The organism is Roseateles sp. P5_E4, assembly GCF_054049255.1.
Genome location: NZ_JBFUMS010000014.1, coordinates 96,770 through 117,330, shown reverse-complemented (window position 1 = coordinate 117,330; position 20,561 = coordinate 96,770). Strand labels below are relative to the sequence as shown.

Annotated in this window: 24 protein-coding genes and 1 pseudogene; 11 read left to right on the top strand and 14 right to left on the bottom strand. The window is 68.8% G+C overall.

All coding sequences use genetic code 11. The annotated features are described in order from the left end of the window. The first annotated feature begins 72 nt into the window (after positions 1 to 72). From ACXJLH_RS24380 to ACXJLH_RS24360, 5 genes are all read left to right on the top strand, one after another. Entirely contained in the window at positions 73 to 711 is a 639-nt protein-coding gene (locus tag ACXJLH_RS24380) for an HD-GYP domain-containing protein (protein ID WP_457446839.1), read from the top strand. After that, entirely contained in the window at positions 708 to 1,520 is an 813-nt protein-coding gene (locus ACXJLH_RS24375) for an ABC transporter substrate-binding protein (RefSeq protein ID WP_457320363.1), read from the top strand. Before ACXJLH_RS24380 ends, ACXJLH_RS24375 begins: the two co-directional genes overlap by 4 nt. 207 nt (positions 1,521 to 1,727) lie before the next feature. Further along, entirely contained in the window at positions 1,728 to 4,241 is a 2,514-nt protein-coding gene (locus ACXJLH_RS24370; RefSeq protein WP_457446837.1) for an ATP-binding protein, read from the top strand. A gap of 22 nt (positions 4,242 to 4,263) precedes the next feature. Further along, entirely contained in the window at positions 4,264 to 5,088 is an 825-nt protein-coding gene (locus ACXJLH_RS24365) for a class I SAM-dependent methyltransferase (RefSeq protein ID WP_457446835.1), read from the top strand. A gap of 78 nt (positions 5,089 to 5,166) precedes the next feature. Beyond that, a complete protein-coding gene (locus tag ACXJLH_RS24360) occupies positions 5,167 to 5,745 on the top strand; it encodes an HD domain-containing protein (protein ID WP_457446833.1) in 579 nt (192 codons plus the stop codon). Here the strand turns inward: ACXJLH_RS24360 and ACXJLH_RS24355 are convergent. Genes ACXJLH_RS24355 through ACXJLH_RS24345 form a run of 3 tightly spaced genes read right to left on the bottom strand, consistent with a single transcriptional unit; the run spans position 5,742 to position 7,357 of the window. Then, complete coding sequence (locus ACXJLH_RS24355) at positions 5,742 to 6,125, bottom strand: DUF1801 domain-containing protein (protein WP_457446831.1); 384 nt, start codon at positions 6,123 to 6,125, stop codon at positions 5,742 to 5,744. The genes ACXJLH_RS24360 and ACXJLH_RS24355 overlap by 4 nt on opposite strands. A gap of 11 nt (positions 6,126 to 6,136) precedes the next feature. Next, positions 6,137 to 6,520 carry a DUF427 domain-containing protein gene (locus tag ACXJLH_RS24350; protein ID WP_457446829.1) on the bottom strand — a complete coding sequence of 128 codons (384 nt, stop codon included), beginning with the start codon at positions 6,518 to 6,520 and terminating at the stop codon, positions 6,137 to 6,139. A 54-nt stretch (positions 6,521 to 6,574) separates the two neighbouring features. After that, positions 6,575 to 7,357, bottom strand: a complete 783-nt coding sequence (locus tag ACXJLH_RS24345) for a sulfite exporter TauE/SafE family protein (RefSeq protein WP_457446827.1) — start codon at positions 7,355 to 7,357, stop codon at positions 6,575 to 6,577. Positions 7,358 to 7,402: 45 nt separating this feature from the next. On the opposite strand from ACXJLH_RS24345, the gene ACXJLH_RS24340 reads away from it, so the two are divergent. Beyond that, entirely contained in the window at positions 7,403 to 8,296 is an 894-nt protein-coding gene (locus ACXJLH_RS24340; RefSeq protein ID WP_457350481.1) for a LysR family transcriptional regulator, read from the top strand. Here the strand turns inward: ACXJLH_RS24340 and ACXJLH_RS24335 are convergent. From ACXJLH_RS24335 to ACXJLH_RS24315, 5 genes are read right to left on the bottom strand one after another with little or no spacing between them, the layout of a single operon-like run. After that, entirely contained in the window at positions 8,282 to 9,064 is a 783-nt protein-coding gene (locus tag ACXJLH_RS24335) for an amino acid ABC transporter ATP-binding protein (RefSeq protein WP_056205419.1), read from the bottom strand. The two genes, ACXJLH_RS24340 and ACXJLH_RS24335, sit on opposite strands and share 15 nt — an antisense overlap. Next, complete coding sequence (locus ACXJLH_RS24330) at positions 9,048 to 9,701, bottom strand: amino acid ABC transporter permease (RefSeq protein ID WP_457320376.1); 654 nt, start codon at positions 9,699 to 9,701, stop codon at positions 9,048 to 9,050. The genes ACXJLH_RS24335 and ACXJLH_RS24330 overlap by 17 nt, the downstream gene beginning before the upstream one ends. Next, positions 9,698 to 10,366 carry an amino acid ABC transporter permease gene (locus tag ACXJLH_RS24325; protein WP_056205422.1) on the bottom strand — a complete coding sequence of 223 codons (669 nt, stop codon included), beginning with the start codon at positions 10,364 to 10,366 and terminating at the stop codon, positions 9,698 to 9,700. The genes ACXJLH_RS24330 and ACXJLH_RS24325 overlap by 4 nt, the downstream gene beginning before the upstream one ends. Before the next feature lie 18 nt (positions 10,367 to 10,384). Further along, positions 10,385 to 11,173: a transporter substrate-binding domain-containing protein gene (locus tag ACXJLH_RS24320; protein WP_457446825.1), complete on the bottom strand. Its 789-nt coding sequence runs from the start codon at positions 11,171 to 11,173 to the stop codon at positions 10,385 to 10,387. Further along, complete coding sequence (locus ACXJLH_RS24315; protein WP_457446823.1) at positions 11,170 to 11,889, bottom strand: GntR family transcriptional regulator; 720 nt, start codon at positions 11,887 to 11,889, stop codon at positions 11,170 to 11,172. The genes ACXJLH_RS24320 and ACXJLH_RS24315 overlap by 4 nt, the downstream gene beginning before the upstream one ends. A 172-nt stretch (positions 11,890 to 12,061) precedes the next feature. On the opposite strand from ACXJLH_RS24315, the gene ACXJLH_RS24310 reads away from it, so the two are divergent. Then, positions 12,062 to 12,847 (top strand): SDR family NAD(P)-dependent oxidoreductase, encoded by a 786-nt coding sequence (locus ACXJLH_RS24310; RefSeq protein ID WP_457446821.1) that lies wholly within the window; start codon positions 12,062 to 12,064, stop codon positions 12,845 to 12,847. 135 nt (positions 12,848 to 12,982) lie between these two features. Here the strand turns inward: ACXJLH_RS24310 and ACXJLH_RS24305 are convergent, their stop codons facing one another. Together ACXJLH_RS24305 and ACXJLH_RS24300 are read right to left on the bottom strand one after the other, a co-directional pair. Beyond that, the gene (locus ACXJLH_RS24305) at positions 12,983 to 14,065 is read right to left on the bottom strand and encodes an alpha/beta fold hydrolase (RefSeq protein ID WP_056205429.1); all 1,083 of its coding nucleotides are present in this window, start codon (positions 14,063 to 14,065) and stop codon (positions 12,983 to 12,985) included. A 312-nt stretch (positions 14,066 to 14,377) separates the two neighbouring features. Further along, positions 14,378 to 14,529, bottom strand: a pseudogene (locus ACXJLH_RS24300) (IS30 family transposase); the annotation flags it as partial. A 40-nt stretch (positions 14,530 to 14,569) separates the two neighbouring features. Here ACXJLH_RS24300 and ACXJLH_RS24295 point away from each other — a divergent pair. After that, on the top strand, positions 14,570 to 14,929 hold the full coding sequence (locus ACXJLH_RS24295; protein WP_457446819.1) for an NIPSNAP family protein: 360 nt from the start codon (positions 14,570 to 14,572) through the stop codon (positions 14,927 to 14,929). A 60-nt stretch (positions 14,930 to 14,989) separates the two neighbouring features. Here ACXJLH_RS24295 and ACXJLH_RS24290 read toward each other — a convergent pair whose 3' ends face one another. From ACXJLH_RS24290 to ACXJLH_RS24280, 3 genes are all read right to left on the bottom strand, one after another. Beyond that, positions 14,990 to 15,199 carry a hypothetical protein gene (locus ACXJLH_RS24290; protein WP_457446817.1) on the bottom strand — a complete coding sequence of 70 codons (210 nt, stop codon included), beginning with the start codon at positions 15,197 to 15,199 and terminating at the stop codon, positions 14,990 to 14,992. Beyond that, entirely contained in the window at positions 15,196 to 16,206 is a 1,011-nt protein-coding gene (locus ACXJLH_RS24285; RefSeq protein WP_457446815.1) for an alpha/beta hydrolase, read from the bottom strand. Before ACXJLH_RS24285 ends, ACXJLH_RS24290 begins: the two co-directional genes overlap by 4 nt. A gap of 131 nt (positions 16,207 to 16,337) precedes the next feature. Beyond that, positions 16,338 to 16,838, bottom strand: coding sequence for an endonuclease V (locus tag ACXJLH_RS24280; RefSeq protein ID WP_457393813.1), 501 nt, complete (start codon positions 16,836 to 16,838; stop codon positions 16,338 to 16,340). A gap of 167 nt (positions 16,839 to 17,005) precedes the next feature. Here ACXJLH_RS24280 and ACXJLH_RS24275 point away from each other — a divergent pair, with 167 nt between their 5' ends. From ACXJLH_RS24275 to ACXJLH_RS24265, 3 genes are read left to right on the top strand one after another with little or no spacing between them, the layout of a single operon-like run. Beyond that, on the top strand, positions 17,006 to 17,554 hold the full coding sequence (locus tag ACXJLH_RS24275) for a cysteine hydrolase family protein (protein ID WP_457393816.1): 549 nt from the start codon (positions 17,006 to 17,008) through the stop codon (positions 17,552 to 17,554). A gap of 3 nt (positions 17,555 to 17,557) precedes the next feature. After that, positions 17,558 to 18,235 (top strand): response regulator, encoded by a 678-nt coding sequence (locus tag ACXJLH_RS24270; RefSeq protein WP_056205437.1) that lies wholly within the window; start codon positions 17,558 to 17,560, stop codon positions 18,233 to 18,235. Beyond that, the gene (locus ACXJLH_RS24265; RefSeq protein ID WP_457350497.1) at positions 18,232 to 19,548 is read left to right on the top strand and encodes an ATP-binding protein; all 1,317 of its coding nucleotides are present in this window, start codon (positions 18,232 to 18,234) and stop codon (positions 19,546 to 19,548) included. Before ACXJLH_RS24270 ends, ACXJLH_RS24265 begins: the two co-directional genes overlap by 4 nt. On the opposite strand, the gene ACXJLH_RS24260 is transcribed toward ACXJLH_RS24265, so the two are convergent. After that, entirely contained in the window at positions 19,543 to 20,538 is a 996-nt protein-coding gene (locus ACXJLH_RS24260) for an SLAC1 anion channel family protein (RefSeq protein WP_457350499.1), read from the bottom strand. The two genes, ACXJLH_RS24265 and ACXJLH_RS24260, sit on opposite strands and share 6 nt — an antisense overlap. Positions 20,539 to 20,561: the final 23 nt, after the last annotated feature.

Genomic DNA, 20,561 nt, shown 5'->3' with positions numbered 1-20,561 from the left:
GGCAATCGCCGAGCTGGAATATTTGATAAAAATGATCGCATCGGAGAATGCGGCACCGATACGGAGCTAGCCATGTTGTTTACCGCCGCCTTCGCCCCATCCACACCCCCGCTGGCGCTGCCCCATCCTGCCCTCGACGAGGGCCATGACCTTGACCGCAGCGCCCATCGCGTGCGGCTCGGGCATCTGGCGCAAGCCCTGGCCCTGCATGTGGGCATGGACGCCGACAGCGCCCGCCAACTGCGCCTGGCCGCACCCCTGCACGACATCGGCGAGCTCGACGCCAGCCCTGCCAGCGCCGTACCGCCCTGGCCGCTGACGGCCGAGGAAGAGCACCACCGCCGGCGCACCCTGCCGCACCGTGGCGCGGCCCTGCTCAGCGGCTCAAGCCTGCCCCTTTTCGCCCTGGCGGCCGAAATCGCCCTGTACCACCGCGAGCGCTGGGACGGCAGCGGTTATCCCGAAGGCCTCAGTGGCGAGACCATTCCGCTGTCTGGGCGTATCGTTGCCGTCGTGGACTATTTCGACGCACTGACCCTGCCCCGCAGCTACCGCCCGGCCCGCGCCGACGACCGCGCGCTGGCGATGCTGGCCGAGCAGGCCGGCAGCGCCTTCGACCCGGCCATCGTCGCCGCCTTTCTGGCCCATGCCCCCGAACTGATCGCGCTGCGCGACCGCGTCAACGCGACGCGCGCCGGAGAGAGGGCATGACGCGGCTGGCTGCCGCGCTGCTCGGCCTTCTCGGCTTTTTGGCCACCGTCGCCGCCGCACCGGTTTCAGCGGCCCCCAACAACACAACCCCTTCGCAGCGCGTGCAGGACAGCGGCGAGTTGCGGGTGTGCATCTGGCCCGACTACTACGGCATCTCGCTGCGCAACCCGCGCACCGGCCAGCTGTCGGGCATCGACATCGACCTGTCGGCCGCCTTCGCCGCCGACCTCAAGGTCAAGCCCGTCTATGTCGACTCCTCTTTCGCGACCCTCATCGACGACCTGCTGCGCGACCGCTGCGACGTTGCGATGTTCGCCGTCGGCATGACGCCACAACGCGCTCAAGCACTGCGCTTCAGCCGGCCCTATCTGGAAAGCGACATCTACGCCGTGACGACGCGCAGCAGCCGCGTCGTGAAGAGCTGGCAAGACCTGGACCGCCCCGGCGTGCGCATCGCCGTGCAGGCCGGCACCTTCATGGAACCCGTCATGGCGGGTGCCCTCAAACAGGCTAACCTCGTCGTCGTGCGGCCACCCGACACCCGCGAGCGCGAACTCGAGGCCGGCCGCGTGGATGCCTTCATGACCGATTACCCCTACAGCCGCCGCCTGCTGGACAACGCCGACTGGGCCCGCCTCGTCGCGCCGCCCACGCCCTTCTTCGTGCTGCCCTATGCCTATGCCGTCAAGCCCGGCGACGCCGCCTGGCTGACGGCTGTGGATGAATTCGTCGGGCGTATCCAGCGCGACGGCCGGCTGCAGGCCGCCGCCAAGCGCCACGGCTTGAGCGCCATCGTGCGCGAGAAATGAGGCCCCCGGTCCAAGGCGTACCTTGGCCTGCCCCCCGAGGGGGCGGCGATGCTTGGCGGATCGACCGCCAAGCACTTCGCCTGCGCGGGCCGGCTTGGGAACTGGAGTCGGACACAAGCAGTCCCTGCGGACTGCTTGTGCCTACGGAAGGACATGGGCCTCTGGCCCATGGCAGGCCAGGCGCTCGGCCCGCAGGGGAGCTCTGACATGCCCCACCGGAGTCGCTGGCGCCCAAGCATCATCACAGCCAGCGCCGGCGTCCTGCTCGCGGCCACGCTGCTCGCCGGCGCGGGCTACAGCATCTGGCGCGAGAAGCGCGAGCAGACGACCGAGGCCGCCGCCCGCCAGGCGCTGCTCGCGCGCGTGCTCGAGGACCACGCCAGCCGCAGTCTGGACGCCGCCCAGCTGGCCCTGGCCGGCCTGGCCGACGTGGCCGAGCGCGGTGCCCCACCCGAGGTGCTGCAGGCCCTGCTCGGCCAGACCCAGGCCAGCCTGGGTTTCCTGCGCGGCGTCGCCCTGCTCGACGAGGCCGGCCACGTGCTGGCCGCCGCCGACCCCGCCGACCGCGGTGCGCAGATCGCCACGGCCAGGCTTGGCCCGCTGCCGGCCCTGGGCCAGGACTCGCTCGGCGGCTTCGTCGCCGCGCGCAGCCTGGCCAGCCTCGCCGGAGTCGCACCAGGCAGCACGGCCACCGTCGTGCCGCCGGGGGTGGGCTTCATCCCGCTGCTGCGCGGCATCAGGCCCCCCGGCGGGCGGCCGGCCCTGCTCGCCGCCCTGCTCAACCCCGACGCACTGGCCAACTTCCAGGAACTGACGCTGAACGACGCTCGCGCCGCGGCGGCACTCGTCGACCTGGACGGTCGGCTGCTCGCCGTGACCGCCGGTGCCGACCACCTGGCAGGTGAACGTCTGGCCTCGCTGCAACTGCCCACCGGCCCGCTGGCGCGCGTGCGCACCGGCAGCGAATACGGCCGCTGGGACGGCCCGGGCCTGCGCGATGCCGACCAGCTCGGTGCCTTTCGCGCGCTGCGCACCCGCCCCCTCGTCGTCGTCGTTGAACTACCCCAGGACGAGTTGCGCACCCAGTGGCTGTCCACCGCATGGGACCTCGGCCTGCCCGCCATCGGCATCGCCGCAGCGTTGCTCGTGCTGTCGGCCGTGGGCGCGGCGGCCCTGCACGCGCGCGAGCGCTCCATGCTGGATCTCGACGAGGCCCAGCGGCAGGTCGCCGAGCGTGAGCGCGAGCTCAGCGCCATCTTCGGCAGCGTGCAGGACCTGCTGTTCCGCACCAACGCAGCCGGCCAGGTGACCTTCATCAACGAAGGCTATGCCCGCCTCAGCGGCCATCCCGTCGCCCAGGTGCTGGGCCGGCCGCTGCAGGAGCTGTTCGGCGGCTCGCCGGCCGTGGCCACACTGTTCGCGGCCGGCGACGTTCACGAAGCCCGGCCGCACGAACTGCGCGCCGACTGGATCGCGGCCGACGGCAAGGCGCGCAGCTTCGAGATCCACCTGGTGCCGCTGCGCCGCCAGGCCGGTGTCCTCGAATGGGTGGGCAGCGCGGCCGACGTCAGCGGCCTGATGCGCGCCCAGGCCGAACTGCGCGCCCAGCTCGGCCTGGCGCGCTCGCTGCTGTCCAGCAGCCCGCTGCCCACGTCGGTGCTGGACAGCGACAACCGCTACCTCGACGTCAACCGCGCCTGGGAGCAGTTCACCGGCCGGCGCCGCAGCGAGGTGCTGGGCCGCAAGGCCGCCAGCTATCTGCGCCCCGAGGAGGCCGCCCTGCACGACAGCCGCGACGCCGAGCTGCTGGCGCGCGGCGGCGAAATGAACTACGAGGCCGTCTGGCAAGGCGGCGATGGCCGCCGGCGCGACCTCTACATCAGCAAGTCCACCTTTCCCGACGCCCACGGCCGACCCATGGGCATCGTCGTCTGCTTCATGGACATCAGCGAATTCCGCGAGGCCGAGCGCGCCACGCGCGCCGCCCGCGACGCCGCCCTGCACGCTTCGCGGGCCAAGTCCGACTTCATCGCCAACGTCAGCCACGAGCTGCGCACACCGCTGCAGTCCATCCTCGGCTTCTCCGAGATCGGCGCGCGGCGCGCGCGTGCCGAGCCCCGCCTGGCCGAGCTCTTCGGCGACGTGCACCACGCCGGCCAGCGCATGCTCAGCCTCGTCAACGACCTGCTCGACCTCAGCAAGATCGAGCGCGGCGCAGAACCGCTGCATCCCGAGCGCCTGGACCTGAGGCCACTGGCCGTCGAGGTCGGCCGCGAACTCGAGCCCCTGCTGGCCGCACGTCAGCTCAGCCTGGCCATGGCCCTGGGCGACGAGGACCTCGTCGTGCTGGCCGACCCGCGACGCCTGCAGCAACTGCTGCGCAACCTGCTCGCCAATGCCATCCGCTTCTCGCCCGTGGGCGGCCACATCGAGGTGACCGCCTGGCAGGACGATGCGGCCGACGAAGTGCGCGTCGACGTCGCCGACCGCGGCCCCGGCATTCCGCCGGACGAGCTGGAGAGCATCTTCGAGGCCTTCGTGCAGTCCAGCGCCACCAAGAACGCCGCCGGCGGCACGGGCCTGGGCCTGGCGATCTGCCGGCGCATCGCCGAGGCTCACGATGGCCGCGTCTGGGCGGCCAACCGCGCCGGTGGGGGCGCCGTCATCAGTCTGGCACTTCCCGCCACGCGCTTTGGCGACACCACGCCGGCGGCGCTTTGACGGCAACATCGAAGGGAACCTCATGGCTGACAGCGACAAGACGAGCGACAAGCTGTTCGCGGGCTCGATCCCGAGGCTCTACGACACCTTGATGGTCCCGCTGATCTTCGACGGCTATGCCGCCGACACGGCGGCGCTGGTCGCGGCCGGCTCGCCGCGCACCGTGCTCGAAACGGCCGCCGGCAGCGGTGCGGTCACCCGCGCGCTGGCGCCGAGACTCGGCGCCGCCGCGCGCTACGTGGTGACCGACCTGAACCAGCCCATGCTCGACTACGCCGCCAGCCAGCAAGGCGCCGACAGCCGCATCGAATGGCGGCAGGCGGATGCACTGGCCCTGCCCTTCGACGACGGCGCCTTCGACGTCGTCTGCTGCCAGTTCGGTGCGATGTTCTTTCCTGATCGCGCCGCCGGCTACGCGGAGGCACGGCGCGTGCTCAGCCCCGGCGGGCGCTTTGTCTTCACCGTCTGGGACCGCATCGAGGAGAACGCCTTTGCCGACGAGGTCACTCACGCCGTCGCCACGGTGTTTGCGCACGACCCGCCGCGCTTTCTCGCCCGCACACCGCACGGCTATCACGACGTTGCGCTGATCCGCGCGGACCTGAGTCGCGCGGGCTTCACCGAGATCACGATCGAGACGCGCGCGAAGCTGAGTCACGCATCCTCGGCTCGCGCCGCCGCCACGGCCTATTGCCAGGGAACACCGCTGCGCAACGAGATCGAGGCACGCGACGCCGGCCTGCTCCAGCTCGCCATCGACCGTGCCACCGAGGCGATCTCCAGCCGCCACGGCGAAGGCGTGGTGGCGGGCAAGATCCAGGCCCATGTGATCGTGGCGGCGGGATAGCGGTTGCCGCACAGTGCCGCAGGTGACAGCCCCTCACCGCGCCGGCCGCGCAGAATCGCCGCACCGCTTGGAGCCGTCATGACCGCACGCGCCACCTTCACCCGCATGGACGAAAGCAGCCGCGAAGACTGGGGTCTCATCGTGCCCGAGGCGATGAAGATGGCCCGCAGCCTGCCTGACCGCGTGCTCGAGCATCTGCGCCTGCTGGACGGCGACTTCGGCGGCTTCCCGGTCGACCGGCTGACGCACTGCCTGCAGACCGCCACGCTGGCCCATCGCGACGGGCGCGACGAGGAGTACGTTTGCTGCGCGCTGCTGCACGACATCGGCGACACGCTGGGCTCGTTCAACCACCCCGACATCGCCGCCGCCATCCTCAAGCCCTTCGTGACGGAAGAGAACCTGTGGATGGTGCAGCAGCACGGCATCTTCCAGGGCCACAACTTCTTCCACCACATCGGCCTGGATCGCGACATGCGCGAGCAGTTCCGCGGCCACCCGCATTTCGGGCGCACGGCCGAGTTCGTCGAGCGCTACGACAACCCGGCTTTCGACCCGCACGCCCAGGCGCTGCCGCTGGCGTTCTTCGAGCCGATGCTGCGACGGTTGATGGCCCAGCCGCGCCAGTCGATCTACAAAAGCGCGATGAAGGCTTAGACCTTCGTCTGGTTGGCTTTCACAGCCGCCTTGATCAAGGCTTTCAGCGCCGCCTTGTCGATCTTGTCGCCTTCCTTGAAGTCGATGGCGCGACGCACATTGCCTTCCAGGCTGGAGTTGAAGAGACCTTTCGGGTCGGCCAGCGAAGCGCCCTTGGGAAAGGTCATCTTCACGGCGCTCTTGTAGGCCTCGCCGGTGCAGACGATGCCGTCATGCGACCAGACCGGATTGCTCCATTTCCACTCCTCGACGATGTCGGGGTCGGCCTCGTGGATCAGCGCCCGCAGCGCGGCCAGCATCTCGCTGCGCCAGCCGCCCAGTCTCTCGATGCGTTCGTCGATGAGGGCTGCGGCCGGCGGCGTGGGGTTTGATGTGCTCATGGCACCGAAGCTTAGCCAGCTTCTCTGAAGGTGATGCCGGCATGCTTCTCGTCATAGAAGGCCATGCGGCCCTTCAGTGCGGCGTGCTCGTCATAGGGCGCCTCGTAGGACCAGATCGCGTCCTTGAGGCTGCGACCGTTCTGGGTGACGCTGTAGTAGGCGGCATCGCCCTTGAAGGGGCAGTGGGTCTGGGTTTCGCTTCGTTCCAGCTTGTCGACCTTGACGCTGTCGCGCGGGAAGTACAAGCGCGGCGGCGCGCCGGTCTCGTCGACACGGATGACGTCATCCGATTCGGCGACGACCTGGCCGTCGATGCGTGCCGTGACCCGGTGGGCGAGACGGGTTTCGGCAACCGTGTGTTCGGGATGGTCCCGATGCCCAGGGGATTTGCTCATGGGGGTCCTTTCATGCGTCAGCGTTGACGGCCCGTCCCGCGGCAATCGCCGTTCCTAGCGCCGCAACATCAGCAAGCCCAGCAGCAGGAAGATGGCGTACAGCGCCCTCTGGAACATCAGGGTCGGCAGGCGCTCGCGCAGGCGCGCGCCGAGCGCCATGCCGGCAAACGCCGCGCCCAACGCCACGCCGCTGGCCCAGGGGTCGGGCGGCGCTGCCGCATCCAGGCCGCCCAGCCGTGCAGCCAGGGCGAGGGAGGCCAGCATGAAACTGATGCCCAGAGCCTGGATCAAGGCGCCCCGTCGCAACTGCAGGGATTGCAGAAAAGGCACCATGGGCAGCACGAAGACGCCGGTGGCCGCGCTGACCGCACCGCCGAGCAAACCGGCCAGCGCGCCCAGCCAGCCGGCATGTCGTCCCGGATCCGGCAGCCGCGGCCGGCACAGGCCAAACACGCCATAGGCCACCAGCACGGCGCCCAGCGCCAGCCGCGCGCCGCCATGGCCCGTGCCGAGGCTGGGCACCGGGGCGAGCAACGTGCCCAGCACCAAGCCGGTCCACAGCGGCCAGAGCCGCCGCCACAGCCCGGCCGCGTGCGAGCCCATGCACTGGGCGACATTGGTCAACAGCGCCGGCAGCAGCATCAGCGCGGCGGCCGGTGCCGCCGGCAGGTGCAGGCTCAGCAATGCCATCGCCAGCGTGGGCAGGCCCATGCCCGACACGCCCTTGACGAGGCCGGCGAGCAGAAAAGTCAATGCCACCCAGCCCAGCAGGCCGGCGGAAAGCCAGTCGATGTCATCCATGCCGGCATGGTCCGGGCGGCGGTGGCCTGCGTCCATCGCGCAATGCCGCGCCTATCCTCAGGCATTGCCGAAGGATGAGCCATGACCGCACGCAACCCCCACTACCGCATCGACCCCTTCGACCTGCGCCTGTTCGCTGCCGTGGCTGAAGGCCGCACCATCACGGCCGGTGCACGGGCCGTGCACCTGTCCCTGGCGGCCGCGAGCACACGGCTGCAGGCGCTGGAGCGGGTCGTGGGCGCCGTGCTGATGCAGCGCGCCAAGACCGGCGTCACGCTGACCGACGCCGGCCGCACGCTGCTGCGCCATGCGGGTCGGCTGCAGCGCGAGATGGAGGCCTTGCACGCCGGCATGGCCGCGCATGCCCACGGCGTGCGCAGCACAGTGCGGCTGCTGTGCAATACCGCGGCGATCAGCGAGCATCTGCCGCCGCTGCTCGGCCCCTTTCTCGCGGCCCACGCGGACATCGACGTGGAGCTGCGGGAACTGGACAGCCAAGACGTGCTGTTCGCCATGCGCCAGGAGCGCGCGGACCTCGGCATCGTGGCCGACTACGTCAATACCGAAGGATTGGCGACGCGCCCCTTTCGCCGGGACGAGCTCGTCGCCGTGCTGCCCGCCGCATGGGTGAAGGGCCGGGCACGGGCCATCGCCTTCACCGAGTTGCTGGCCCAACCTTTCGTCGGGCTGCCGGCAGAGGCGGGCCTGAGCCGCTTCCTGCAGGCCCGCGCGCTGCAGCATGGCCGTGGCCTGCACCACCGCGTGCAGGTGCAGGGCTTCGACGCCATGCTGCGCCTCGTCGCCGATGGCGTCGGTGTGGCTGTCGTGCCGGCGCTGACCGCGGCACGGCTGGCTGGTCCACGTGTCCGTGTCCGCCGGCTGAGTGATGCCTGGGCCGTGCGCCAGTTACTGCTGTGCTTCGGCGAACTCACGCCCGGCGCCGCCGCGCTGCTCGATGCCCTAGTCGTGCAATGAGGACAGAAACTGCTTGAGCTCCGGCGTCTGCGGCGCCCCGAAGAGCGCGGCCGGCGGGCCGATCTCGTGCACGCGGCCCTGGTGCATGAAGATGACGCGGTCCGCCACCTTGCGGGCGAAGCTCATCTCGTGCGTGACCATCAGCAGCGTCATGCCTTCGTCGGCCAGGGTCTCGACGACGCGCAGCACCTCGCCCACCAGCTCCGGGTCCAGCGCCGAGGTGATCTCGTCGCACAGCAAAACCGCCGGCTCCATCGCCAGCGCGCGGGCGATGGCCACGCGCTGCTGCTGGCCGCCGGAGAGCTGGTCGGGCATGGCGTCGAACTTTTCGGCCAGGCCGACACGGCTGAGCAGCTTCGACGCCTGCTCGGCCGCCTCGTGCGCGCTGCGCTTCTTCACCAGCGTCGGCGCCAGCATCACGTTGCGGCCCACGCTCAGGTGCGGGAACAGGTTGAAGCCCTGGAAGATCATGCCCACCTGCTGGCGCAGCGCGCGCATGGCCATCGCGCTCTCGTAGAGCAGCGGCTTGCCATTGACGGTCAGCGAGCCGTCCTGGAACTGCTCCAGCCCGTTGATGCAGCGCAGCAGCGTGCTCTTGCCGGAGCCGCTCTTGCCGATGATGGCGATGACCTCACCGCGCAGGACGTCTAGGTCGATGCCCTTGAGCACCTCGTTGGCGCCATAGGACTTGCGCAGTGCCGTGATGCGCACGATGGGCGCGCCAGGCACGACGGGCGCGGCCTGCAGGTCTTCAAGTTGGGCGGCCATGGGCTTTGCCTTCCAGATGTTGTGCCAAGAGGCTGACGGGGAAGCACAGCGCGAAGTACAGCAGCGCCACGCAGCCGAAGACGAGGAAGGGCTTGAAGCTGGCGTTGGCGATCATGCTGCCGGCCTTGGTCAGCTCGATGAAGCCGATGACCGACGCCAGCGCCGTGCCCTTGATGACCTGCACCAGGAAGCCCACCGTCGGCGCGATGGCCAGGCGACCGGCCTGCGGCAGGATGACGTGGCGCAGCTGCTCGCCGAAGCTCAGCGCCAGGCTGCGCGCCGCCTCCCACTGGCCGCGCGGCACGGCGTCCACGCAGCCGCGCCAGATCTCGACGAGGTAGGCGCTGGTGTAGAGCGTCAGCGCCAGTGCCGCGGCCGTCCAGGCCGACACCTCCAGGCCCAGCAGGGCCAGGCCGAAGTAGGCGAGGAAAAGCTGCATCAGCAGCGGCGTGCCCTGGAAAAGCTGCACGTAGAGCGCGATGGCGCGCCGGGTGCGGGCGCCCATGCCGATGCGCAGCGTCAGCAGCAGGCCGCCCACCACGCCACCGCCGATGAAGGCGATGGCCGACAGGGCCACCGTCCAGCGCAGCGCCAGCAGGAGGTTGCGCACGATGTCCCAGAGGGTGAACTCGATCATGCCGACCGCCTTCCGAAGATGAAGCGCGGGCCGGCCCAGCTCAGCAGCTTGCGCGCTGCGATGGCCAGGGCCAGATAGGCCAGCGTCGCGATGATGAAAGCCTCGAAGGCGCGGAAGTTGCGGCTCTGGATGAGGTTGGCCGCATAGCTCAGCTCCTCGGTGGAGATCTGCCCGCAGACGGCCGAGCCCAGCATGACGATGATGATCTGGCTCGTCAGCGCCGGCCACACGCGCTGCAACGCCGGCGGCAGCACGACGCGCGTGAACACCTGCACGGGGCTGAGCGCCAGGCTCTGCGCCGCCTCCCACTGCCCACGCGGCGTGGCCTGGATACCGGCACGCAGGATCTCGGTGCCGTAGGCGCCCAGGTTGAGCGTCATCGCGATCAGCGAGGCGGCCTCGGGCGACAGTTTCACGCCCGCGGCGGGCAGGCCGAAGAAGATGAAGAAGAGCTGCACGATGAAGGGCGTGTTGCGCAGCAGCTCGACGTAGGCACCGAGCAGGCGGCGCAGCCACACCGGGCCGCTGGCGCGCGACCAGGCGCCCAGCGTGGCGATGAGCAGGCCCAGCGGCGTCGCGATGAGGGTGAGCCCCAGCGTCCATGCCAGGCCCTTGAGCAGCAGTGGCCATTCGGCCAGCACCGCGAGGAAATCGAAGCTGATCATGGCTTCGCTCGCTTCGCGTCAGAGCGGCAGTTCGCCGGTACCGCGGCCCAGCCACTTCTTGGACAGCGCCTCCAGCTCACCGGCCGCCTTGGCCGCCACGATGATGTCGTTGACCTTGGCCAGCAGCGCATCCTCGCCCTTGGCCACACCGACGAAGCAGGGGCTGTCCTTGAGCAGCAGCTTGTATTCGGTGTTCAGCCCCGGGTTGCGCTGCATCAGATTGCCGGCCACGGCGGCGCTGGTGGCCAGCAGCTGGGTCTGGCCGGCGGCAAAGGCGGCGATGGTGGCGTTGTTGTCCTCGAAGCGCTTGTATTCCAGCGTGGCGGGTGCCACCTTGGCCAGCTCCTGGTCCTCCATCGCACCGCGCGTGACGGCCACGCTTTTCCCGCCCAGGTCGGCCCACGTCTTGATGGGCAGGCTCTTGGCCGCGAACACGGCCTGGTAGAAGGGCGCGTAGGCGGCACTGAAGTTGATGACCTTCTCGCGCTCGGGGTTCTTGCCCAGCGTCGAGATGACCAGGTCGGCCTTCTTGGTCTGCAGGTAGGCAATGCGGTTGGCGCTGGTCACCGGCACCAGCTCCACCTTGACGCCCAGCTTGGCCGCGATGAGCTGGGCCACCGCGACGTCCAGGCCCTGCGGCGCCATGTCGGGGCCGACGAAGCCGTAGGGCGGGTAGTCCGTCGGGATGGCGATCTTGATCGCCTTGCTCTTCGTGATGGTGTCCAGCGCGGTCTGGGCCTGGGCAGCGGCGGCCAACAGGCTCAGGCCGGCGATCAGCGTCAGGCGGCGGGAAAGCGTCAAGGTCATAGCAGGGCTCCTAGGTAGGCGGGTTCGGCGGTGGAGGAAGTCGTGGAAGGCAGCGGCGCGAGGGCTTCGCGCAGCTGCTGCAACGGGTCGTCGTCGGCGGGCAGGCGCAGCGCGGCCTGCACGCTGGACAGGTGCTCGGCCATCAGCGCCTCGGCGCGGGTGCTGTCGCCAGCGGCCAGGGCTTCGACGATGGCGACGTGGTCCTGGCAGGACAGCGCCGCGTCGTGGGAGGACTGGTAGCGCATCGCGATCAGCGTCGTGCGCGCCGTGACGTCGCGCAGCGTGTCGGCCAGCAGGCTGTTGCCCAGGCACTCGGCCAGGCAGACATGGAAATCACCGAGCAGGAAGCTGCGCGTGCCGACGTCGTCGCCGCGCAGCGCCGCCTGTTCCTGCTGCAGATGGTGGTTGAGCCGCGCGATCGCGTCGGCGGGCAGTTGCGGTTGGCCGCGGATCAGGCCTAGTTCGATGACGCGGCGCGCCTCGAAGGCCTCGCGCACCTCGTCCGGCGTCGGCGCGATCAGATACCAGCCGCGCCGCGCGCTGACGGTGACGATGCCGCGCGCCGCCAGCCGCGTGAGCGCCTCGCGCACGATGGTGCGGCTGCAGTCGAACAGCATCGCCAGTTGTTGCTCACCCAGCCGCGCGCCAGGCGCGAGCTTCTGCGCAAGCACCGCTTCGATGATGCGCTGGCTGATGTCGGTGGCCGAGATGCCCATGGCGGGGGCTTTGCAGCTTCCATGCCAGCGCTCATCTGGCTTGTATGCAAGTCATGCGCACAAAACTGGGCCGGCCGGACGGCCTGTCGCACCGGCCCGGTGCGGAACAGCCCCAATGCGGATCGGGTCGTTCCGCATCGGCTAGCTTCATCCTTTTTTTGGAAGGTTTGCCATGGACCTGCAACTGAAGAACCGCCTCGCCCTCGTCTCCGGCAGCACGGCCGGCATCGGCTTCGCCATCGCGCAGTCGCTCGCCGCCGAGGGCGCACGCGTCATCGTCAATGGCCGCATGCAGCCCGCGGTCGACGCCGCCGTCACGTCGATCAAGGCCACCACCGGCCAGGAGGTGTTCGGCTTTGCGGGCGACCTCAGCCAGCCTGACGTGGCCGAGGCGTTGGTGCGCGCGCACCCCGGCATCGAGATCCTGGTCAACAACCTGGGCATCTTCGAAGCCAAGCCTTTCGAGGACATCCCCGACGCCGACTGGCAGCGCTTCTTCGACGTCAACGTGCTCAGCGGCGTGCGCCTGGCGCGGCTGGTGCTGCCGGCGATGAAGGCGGCCAACTGGGGCCGCATCATCTTCATCTCCAGCGAAAGCGCCGTGCAGATCCCGGCGGAGATGATTCACTACGGCATGACCAAGACGGCCCAGCTCGCCGTCTCGCGTGGCCTGGCCGAGTCCCTTGCCGGCACCGGCATCACGGTCAACAGCGTGCTGCCCGGCCCGACGCGCTCGCGCGGCGTCAATGAATTCGTCGAGCAAGTCTCCCACGGCAAATCCTTTGCCGAGTTCGAGACCGAGTTCTTCGAGAAGGTCAGGCCGACCTCGCTGATCAAGCGTTTCGGGACGCCCGAGGAAGTGGCGTCCCTGGTGGTCTATGTCGCCAGCCCCCTGGCCTCGGCCACGACGGGGGCGGCGCTGCGGGTGGATGGGGGGACGACGAAGAGTGCGTTTTAGGGAGGCCAGTCCGGCGCTATAGGCTGCTTCAAGCTGGAAGGGGACATGGGACATGCAGGAAACGGAGGCGCATTGAGCGCGGCGCCGAAACCCAACGCCTGAAACGAGCGTGCATGTAGAGCTGCCATCTCGCACCTACTTCGCCTCACGTGGGGCCGCCTGCAACAGCTCCATCAGCTCCTTCTTCCAAAACTTTGCCTGGAAGACCGTGCCGTGGCCCGCAGTCTGGTCGGACGCGGGTATCAGCAGGGCACGGCCGTTCTTCACGCGCTTGATGTCGCGCTCCATCACGCCCAGTTCGGGTGGATTGCGCTCGTCATCGGCTGAATTGATGGCCAACAACGTGGCCGTGATGCGCTCAAGCCCGGCGGCCGGGTTGTAGTCACGTGACGACTCCCATTGGTAGAGCACGTCGTTGGCGTCGGCACTGTAGGCGGCGGCCAAGCGGCTATTGACGAGCTCATCCGCCTTGGCCCGCACCGGTGCGATCTTGTTGAGTGCCTGGTTGCCGCCACTGGTAGCCAGGCCATAGAAAACCGAGGCGAACTGCGCGCTGCGTGGTTGTTTGGTGTAGCCGCCGTTGAGCCAATCGGGGTCGTTGCGGATGGAGTCGATGATGAGGCGCCTGAGCATCCAGTTGCGGCCGGACATCTCCACCGGCAACGAGGCCATGGGGACTGCGGCGTCCATCATGTCGGGGTACTTCTGGGCCAGGAGCCACGTCTCCATACCGCCCATCGAGAACCCCAGCACCAGCCGCAGGCGGCGTATGCCCAAATGCTCGGTCAGCAACCGATGCTGGGCCTCGACCAAATCGTCGTAGTTGTACTTGGGGAAAGCCATCCGAAGCCCATCGGACGGCTTGCTCGATTTGCCGTGCCCGATGGCGTCGGGCAGCACGATGAAGTAGCGGCTGGCATCCAGCGGCTGACCCGCACCGAACAGCTCACCGGCAAAGGCGGCAGCCAGCATGCTGGTGCCCGACTGCGTGGTGCCATGCAGCACCAGGACCGGCTCGCCCGTCGGCGCGCCGACGGTCGTGTAGTGAATGCGAAGCTCGGAAAGCACCTCGCCCGTATGGAAGCGAAAGTCCCGCACCACCCAGTCGCCCTCCTTGACTGCGGGAGCGTCCGCGGCGTCGGCGGACAGAACGGTGAACGCGGTCAGGGCGAGCGTGGCAACACTGATCACCCACTTCAAGCCGACATCGGGAATCATGTTGGGCTCCTCTTGGCAAGCGGCACTTGCACCTTGGATTGGGCCCGACTGCGTCCCGGCCAAGGATGCCTCAGCCCTTACTTTGGCCTGCCAGTGGAGCGTGTCTGAAGCGGCAACACGAGCTGGAAAACCCTCCTTGCCGGGCAACCGTGGCGAGGCGCTATCTCAATCGACTCGCATGAAGTCTTCAGCGGCGACCCGTCGCACGAAGTGCGCGGCTTTCGAGATCGTCACGTCTCGCCCGTCGCCGAACTGCCGCGCCGAAATCCCGGGATTGGCGTGCCGGTCGAATGCCCGCCATAGGCGGCGGATTCAACCGGTCAACGCAACACATTCGCTGAGTCTCTCAGCGGGCGTTTGGAAGCCGAGCGTTTTGCGCGGCCTCTCGTTCAATTGTCTGGCGATCGAGTTGAGCTGCAGTTGGGTTAGCCAGAGATGTCGATGCCCTTTGGCAGGTATTCTTTCCATCAACACCCCTGCTGCGCACAAAGACACTTGAGCCCCATGCTCGACTACCAGCTCGTTTGCGAAGTTCGCTACGAACTTGACCCCCATCGACTGGACGAGTTCGCGGACTACGCCCGCACCTGGGTCCGCCTCATCCGCCGCCATGGCGGCGTCCACCACGGCTTCTTCATGCCACGCGAGGCGCCGGCTGGGTCAGCCATGAGCTTCGCCAGCCTGGGTGCCACCGGCCCCGCTAACGAAGCCGTCGCCCTGTTCGCCTTCCCTGACGACGACGCCTACCGCCGCTACCGTGAAAGCGTGGCGGCCGACCCTGAAGGGATAGAGGCCAATACGCGGTTCGCGGACCCGCCCTTCAAGAGCTATCGACGATGCTTCCTTGAGCCGGCGAGCGAGTAGGTCTCCCAATCGAAAATGGCCGGGCAGGTCTCAAACCTTGAATCGAGAGAAGAGTCGGCTTCAAGGACCTGCGTGGACACGGCGCAAGCGCCACAGCGCGACACCGAATACGACCAGGCCCACTGCCAGGGCTGGCACCAGGGTCACAACGAGGTTGCCGTCCGGCGTGGCCCACGACACAGCACCCGCGGTGACCAGGGCCGCGACAGTCCCGAGCACGATGGCCGGCGATCTGGCTTTCCGACGCTCGCCCTGATTTGCGCTGTTCATGGCTGAGCGAGCGCCTTGGCCAGAATCGGCAGGCTGACGTCCATCCGATAGTCGACCGCCGTATGGTCGTCGCTGAATTCCTCATACACATGCGGCACGTCCATGGCGAGAAGCCGCTTGTGCATTCGCCTGGCGCCATAGACCAGGTTGTATTGGTCGACATCGCCGCAGTCGATGTACAGGGCCTTGAGCGCGACCAGTCCGCGCCCATGCTCTTCGACAAGGCTCAACGGGTCCCAGGCCATCCAGTTCGCCCAGCGCTCGGGAATCAGCTCGCAGGTATCCAGCGTCACCGGCAGGCGAACGCCATAGGGAACTGAAGGATCCGGGTCGAAGCTCGCCGCCTGAGCCAGCATCATGAGGATGTGCACGTCGCTGTCCTTGACCTTCCTGGCTTGCCAGAAGGCGTCGACCCATGCGCCGATGTCCGGCTGCTTGGCGAGCGCGCGCAGCACCGGCACGAACTCGTGCCGATAGAGGAGCTCGAAGCCCATGTCGCCGGAATGCACGGCCGCCGCGCTCCAGAAGTCCGGGTGCAGCAACGCATGGACCATCGCGCCGTAGCCTCCGCTGGACTTGCCGAAGATGCCTCGTCGGCCCGGCCCGCCGCAGCCAAAGCGGGCTTCGACGAACGGCACTGCCTCTGCGCGCAGGAAATCGTCCCAGCGTCCTACCGCGGCCGAGTTCACGTATTGATTGCCGCCGAGGCGCGTGAAGCAGTCCGGGAAGGCCACGACGACGGGCGGCATGGCGCCGGTCGCAATCAAGCGGTCGAGCCGCTCAGGCAGGTTCTCGCCAAAATTCTTCCAGTTGGTGTGCGCCGGCCCGCCCGCGGTGAACCCCACGATATCGACCAGCAGCGGCAGGCCGCGGCCGTCATGCCCCGCCGGAACGTAGACGTCGATGGCGCGCAGCGTGGGGTCGCCGAGCAGATTGCCAGCGAGCACCTGGCTGTCAATCGCCAGGCGATGGACCGCACCGGCGGCCATGTTCGAGGTTGTGCGCATCCTGATCTTCCTACCCAAAGCCGAATTGTTCGCCCGCTGCTGACGTTAGCTGCTCGCCGCCCGAGGATAGTCGCGCGTCGGCAGTCGGCCCACCCCAAAGCCGACACCGGTCAGTGACCCGCAGCGCGGAATCAATCCGTGCTCTTCGCAAGGCGAGCTGCGAGCTTCATGAGCGTGGGCACGCGCTTCCTGCCGTGCATGGCACGCAGTCGCGCCTTGGCTGCGCCAATGTCGATGCCCGCGCACGTCACGAACAGCGGCTGCGTTTCCTCTTCTCGCATGACCTCGAACTGCGCCGACAGGCCCGGCAGGCGCTTCTTCGAAACACCCACGATAGGCACCTTGCCACCCAGCGCGTGATACAGGTGCTGGCCAAGGCCCGGCGTTTCGTCAGCATCCAGATGGACAAAGCCGTCAACCAGGATGAGCTCCGGTTCGAGGCTGTGCTCGCGCAGCAGTTGCATCACACAGGGCAGCTCTCGCAGGTCGAGTTCTCCTCGCACGGCCTTCTCGACATGGGTGATGCGCGAGATGTAAGTCTGCGTCGCTTCCGCGGCATCCCAGGCGTCGAAAGCCGCAGCGGCAGCATTCGCCTGCGCGCCATCGAAATGAACAGCCACTACGAGTTTCATGCAGGAGTATGAGCCGCTCTGCGAGTGCCGCCGGCTGAAGCCTCCTGCGTTCGCCCTACGATGCACGGCGTCAGCGTGGCGACGCTGGTAAACGCACGGCCGCAGCCGTCCCTGTGAGGGGTGCAGGCTTCGACACCTGCCACTGACACCTTGCCTTCTTTTATCCCATGCCGCTTCTTCTCATCATCGACATGCAGGTCGGCATGACCTGGCCCCAGTCCGGCGTGCGCAACAACCCGCAGGCCGAGGTGCAGATCGCCCGCCTGCTGGACGCCTGGCGCCGCGCCGGCGCACCCATCGTGCACGTTCGCCACATCTCCCGCACACTCGGATCGCCGTTCTGGCCGGGCCAGCCCGGCGCGGAGTTCCAGCCTGCCCTGGCGCCGCGCGACGACGAGCACGTCGTCGAGAAGAACGTGCCCGATGCCTTCACCCACAGTGGCCTGGAGCGCTGGCTGCATGCGCGCGGCCACCGCTCGCTGGTCATCGTCGGCGTCAGCACCAACAACTCGGTCGAGGCCACCGCACGCAGCGCCGGCAACCTGGGTTTTCAGACCCATGTGGTGGCCGACGCCTGCTTTGCCTTCGACCTGACCGACCTGCGCGGCGTGCGCCATGCGGCCGAGGAGGTGCACCAGATGGCGCTGGCCAATCTGCAAAGCGATTACGCCACCGTCATCGACACCGAGGCGGCCGCCGCGCTGCTGGCCCGCTGAACCATGCGCCTACTGCTTGTCGAAGACGACCTCATGATCGGCGAGAGCCTGCGCGAGGCTTTGCGCCGCCAGGGCTTCGCAGCTGATTGGGTGCGAGATGGCCAGGCCGCCGATGCGGTCTTGTCCAGCGGCGAACGCTTTGACGCCGTGCTGCTGGACCTGGGCCTGCCCAAGCGAGGCGGCATCGACGTGCTGCGCTCGATGCGGGCGCGCGAGGACGCGACGCCGGTCATCGTGCTGACCGCCCGCGACGCGCTGACCGACAAGGTGGCCGGCCTGGACGCCGGTGCCGACGACTACCTCGTCAAACCCTTCGAGCTGGACGAACTGCTCGCCCGATTGCGCGCCGTCACGCGTCGCCATGGCGGCCGCACCGACACGGGCCTGCAGGTCGCCGATCTGCGCCTGGACCCCGCCACCCGCGAGGTCACGCGCGCCGGCAAACCCATCCTGCTGTCGGCCCGCGAGTTCGCGCTGCTGGAGGCGCTGCTGGAGCGGCCCGGCGCCATCGTGTCGCGCGCCCAGCTCGAGGACCGCCTCTACGGCTGGGGCGAGGAGCTGGAGAGCAACGCCATCAGCGTCTACATGCACCAGCTGCGCAAGAAGCTCGGCGCCGACCTGCTCCATACCGTGCGCGGGCTGGGCTACTACGCCGGCCCTGAAAAAGGTGGCGCGCCATGAAGTGGCTGGGCACGCTGCGCGGCCGCCTCTTCGCGCTGTTGGCGGCACTTGGCGCGGTGACGGCCCTGGCCGTAGCCGGCGCCACCTATGTCAGCGTGCGCGCCGAGGCCGACGAGTTGTTCGATTACCAGTTGCGCCAGACGGCGCTGTCGCTGCGCGACCAGGGCCGCATCGCCGGCGACGAGGCCGCGGCGCTGGCCGACCCCAGCCTGGACTACCTCGTGCAGATCTGGTCCGTGCAGGGGCTGGAGATCTATTCCAGCCGGCCGCAGGGCATGACCGAGGCGCTGCCGGCGCGCGCGGTGCTGGGCTTTTCAAACCTGCACCTCGCCGGGCAGGACTGGCGCGTGTTCAGCGCGGCCACGCCGCAGCGCGTCGTGCAGGTCGCCCAGCCGCTGGCCGTGCGCCAGAAGCTCGCCGCACTGGCGGCCCTGCGCAGTGTCGTACCGCTGGCCGTGGCCCTGCCGCTGGTGGCGGCGGCCGTCTGGTGGCTGCTCGGCGTGTCACTCGCGCCACTGGCGCGCGTCACCCGCGCGGCCCAGGCCGGCGGTGCCAACGCGTTGCACCCGCTGCCCACCGCCGGCCTGCCCGGTGAAGTGGCGCCGCTGGTCGACGCCTTCAACGACCTGCTCGGGCGGCTCTCGTCCGCCTTCGACGCCCAGCGCAGCTTTGTCGCCGATGCGGCTCACGAACTGCGCTCGCCGCTGACCGCGCTGAAGCTGCAACTCGGCCTGCTGCGCGATGCGGCACCGGGCGAAGAGCAGGACGCTTCGATTGCTCGCCTGCGCGGTGGCATCGACCGCGCGGTCCATCTCGTCGAGCAGCTGCTGGCCCTGGCCCGCGCCGAGCCCGGTGCCGCGGCGGCCGAGTTGCCGCTGGACCTCGCCGACCTGGCCCGCCAGGCCGTGGCCGATGTGCAGCCGCTGGCCGACAAGGCTGACGTGACGCTGGCCCTGACCGCCCCCGACCCGCTGCTGCTGACCGGCGACCCCCAGGCCCTGCGCGGCGCCCTGCGCAACCTCATCGACAACGCCGTGAAGTACGGCGCCCGAACGGTGCAGGTGAGCGCGCTGCGCGGCTCGCGTGGCGCACCGCTGCTGCGTGTGGACGACGACGGCCCCGGCATCCCGGCCGACCAGCGCGAGCGCGTCTTCGATCGCTTCCAGCGCGGCGAAGGCGCGACGGTTGAAGGCAGCGGGCTGGGTTTGGCCATCGTGCAGGCGGCGGCGCGGCAGCAGGGCGCCAGCATCAGCCTGGACGCATCACCACTCGGCGGGCTGCGTGCGGAGCTGGCCTGGCCGGCCACGTCATGACAACAGCCTGCCGCTGAGCGCCAGCCACACGGTGCGCACCGTGAGGACCGCGAGCGCCATGCTCAGCAGGCCCAGCAGCACGATGGCGATGACCCAGAGCGGCGCGCTGTCGCGGAACTGCGCGTACTTCAACGCTGCGTTGACCAGCGCGGCCAACGGGAAGCCGATCACCCACCAGCCCAGCGAGAAGCTGGCGCCGCGGCGGAACACCTTGGGCACGATGACAACGAACATGAACAGCGCGAAGTAGAAGAGCAGCGCGGCGAAACGGTCGACGCCGCCCACGAGGTTGACGTACGCCAGAAAGCCCACGGCAAAAGGCGCCATCAGGATCATCAGCGACGGCGTCATGGCGGGCGCCAGCGGGTCGCGGTGCACGAGGCGGCTGAAGATCAGCAGGTAGAGCAGCACCGCCAGCACGGCGCCCACGGCACCGGCCATCAGGTTGACCTCCGGCGCCCAGGCCATGGGCATGTGGCTGCCGGTCAGGGGGATGTCCAGCGTGGCCACGCCCGGCATCAGCGAGGCCGGCAGCGCGTGAGACGCGTCCACGCTGCCCTTGAGCAGGCGGGAGGTCGACACCCCTGCGAGGGCGAGCGTTGCCAGCACTCCGACCGTCCAGATAACGCTGGCGGCAGGCGTGCTGTACGGCTCGACAACCGCCGCCACCAGCAGCACCGCGATGACGACGGTGCCGAAGAAGTTGCCGGACACGGGGTGATGGAACTCCGCGTGCACGGCTTGGCGGTGCCAGGCCAGCTTGGCCAGATAGCCCAGCGACAACAACACGAACACGCCCACGGCAAAGGCCGCTATGGCCTCACCCACCCACGCCGGCACGCCCAGGCTGATGTGCGCCAGCCGCCATGCAAGTGCCAGCCCCGACAGGCCCATGACCGAACCGAACAGGCTGACGGGCAGGTCGCGCACGGAGCTTGCCGGGCGCGTTTCAAAAGTGGGTGAGGCTGGGCCGATGGGTTGGGTTTGCATGATGAGCCTTCTGGCGCAATTTG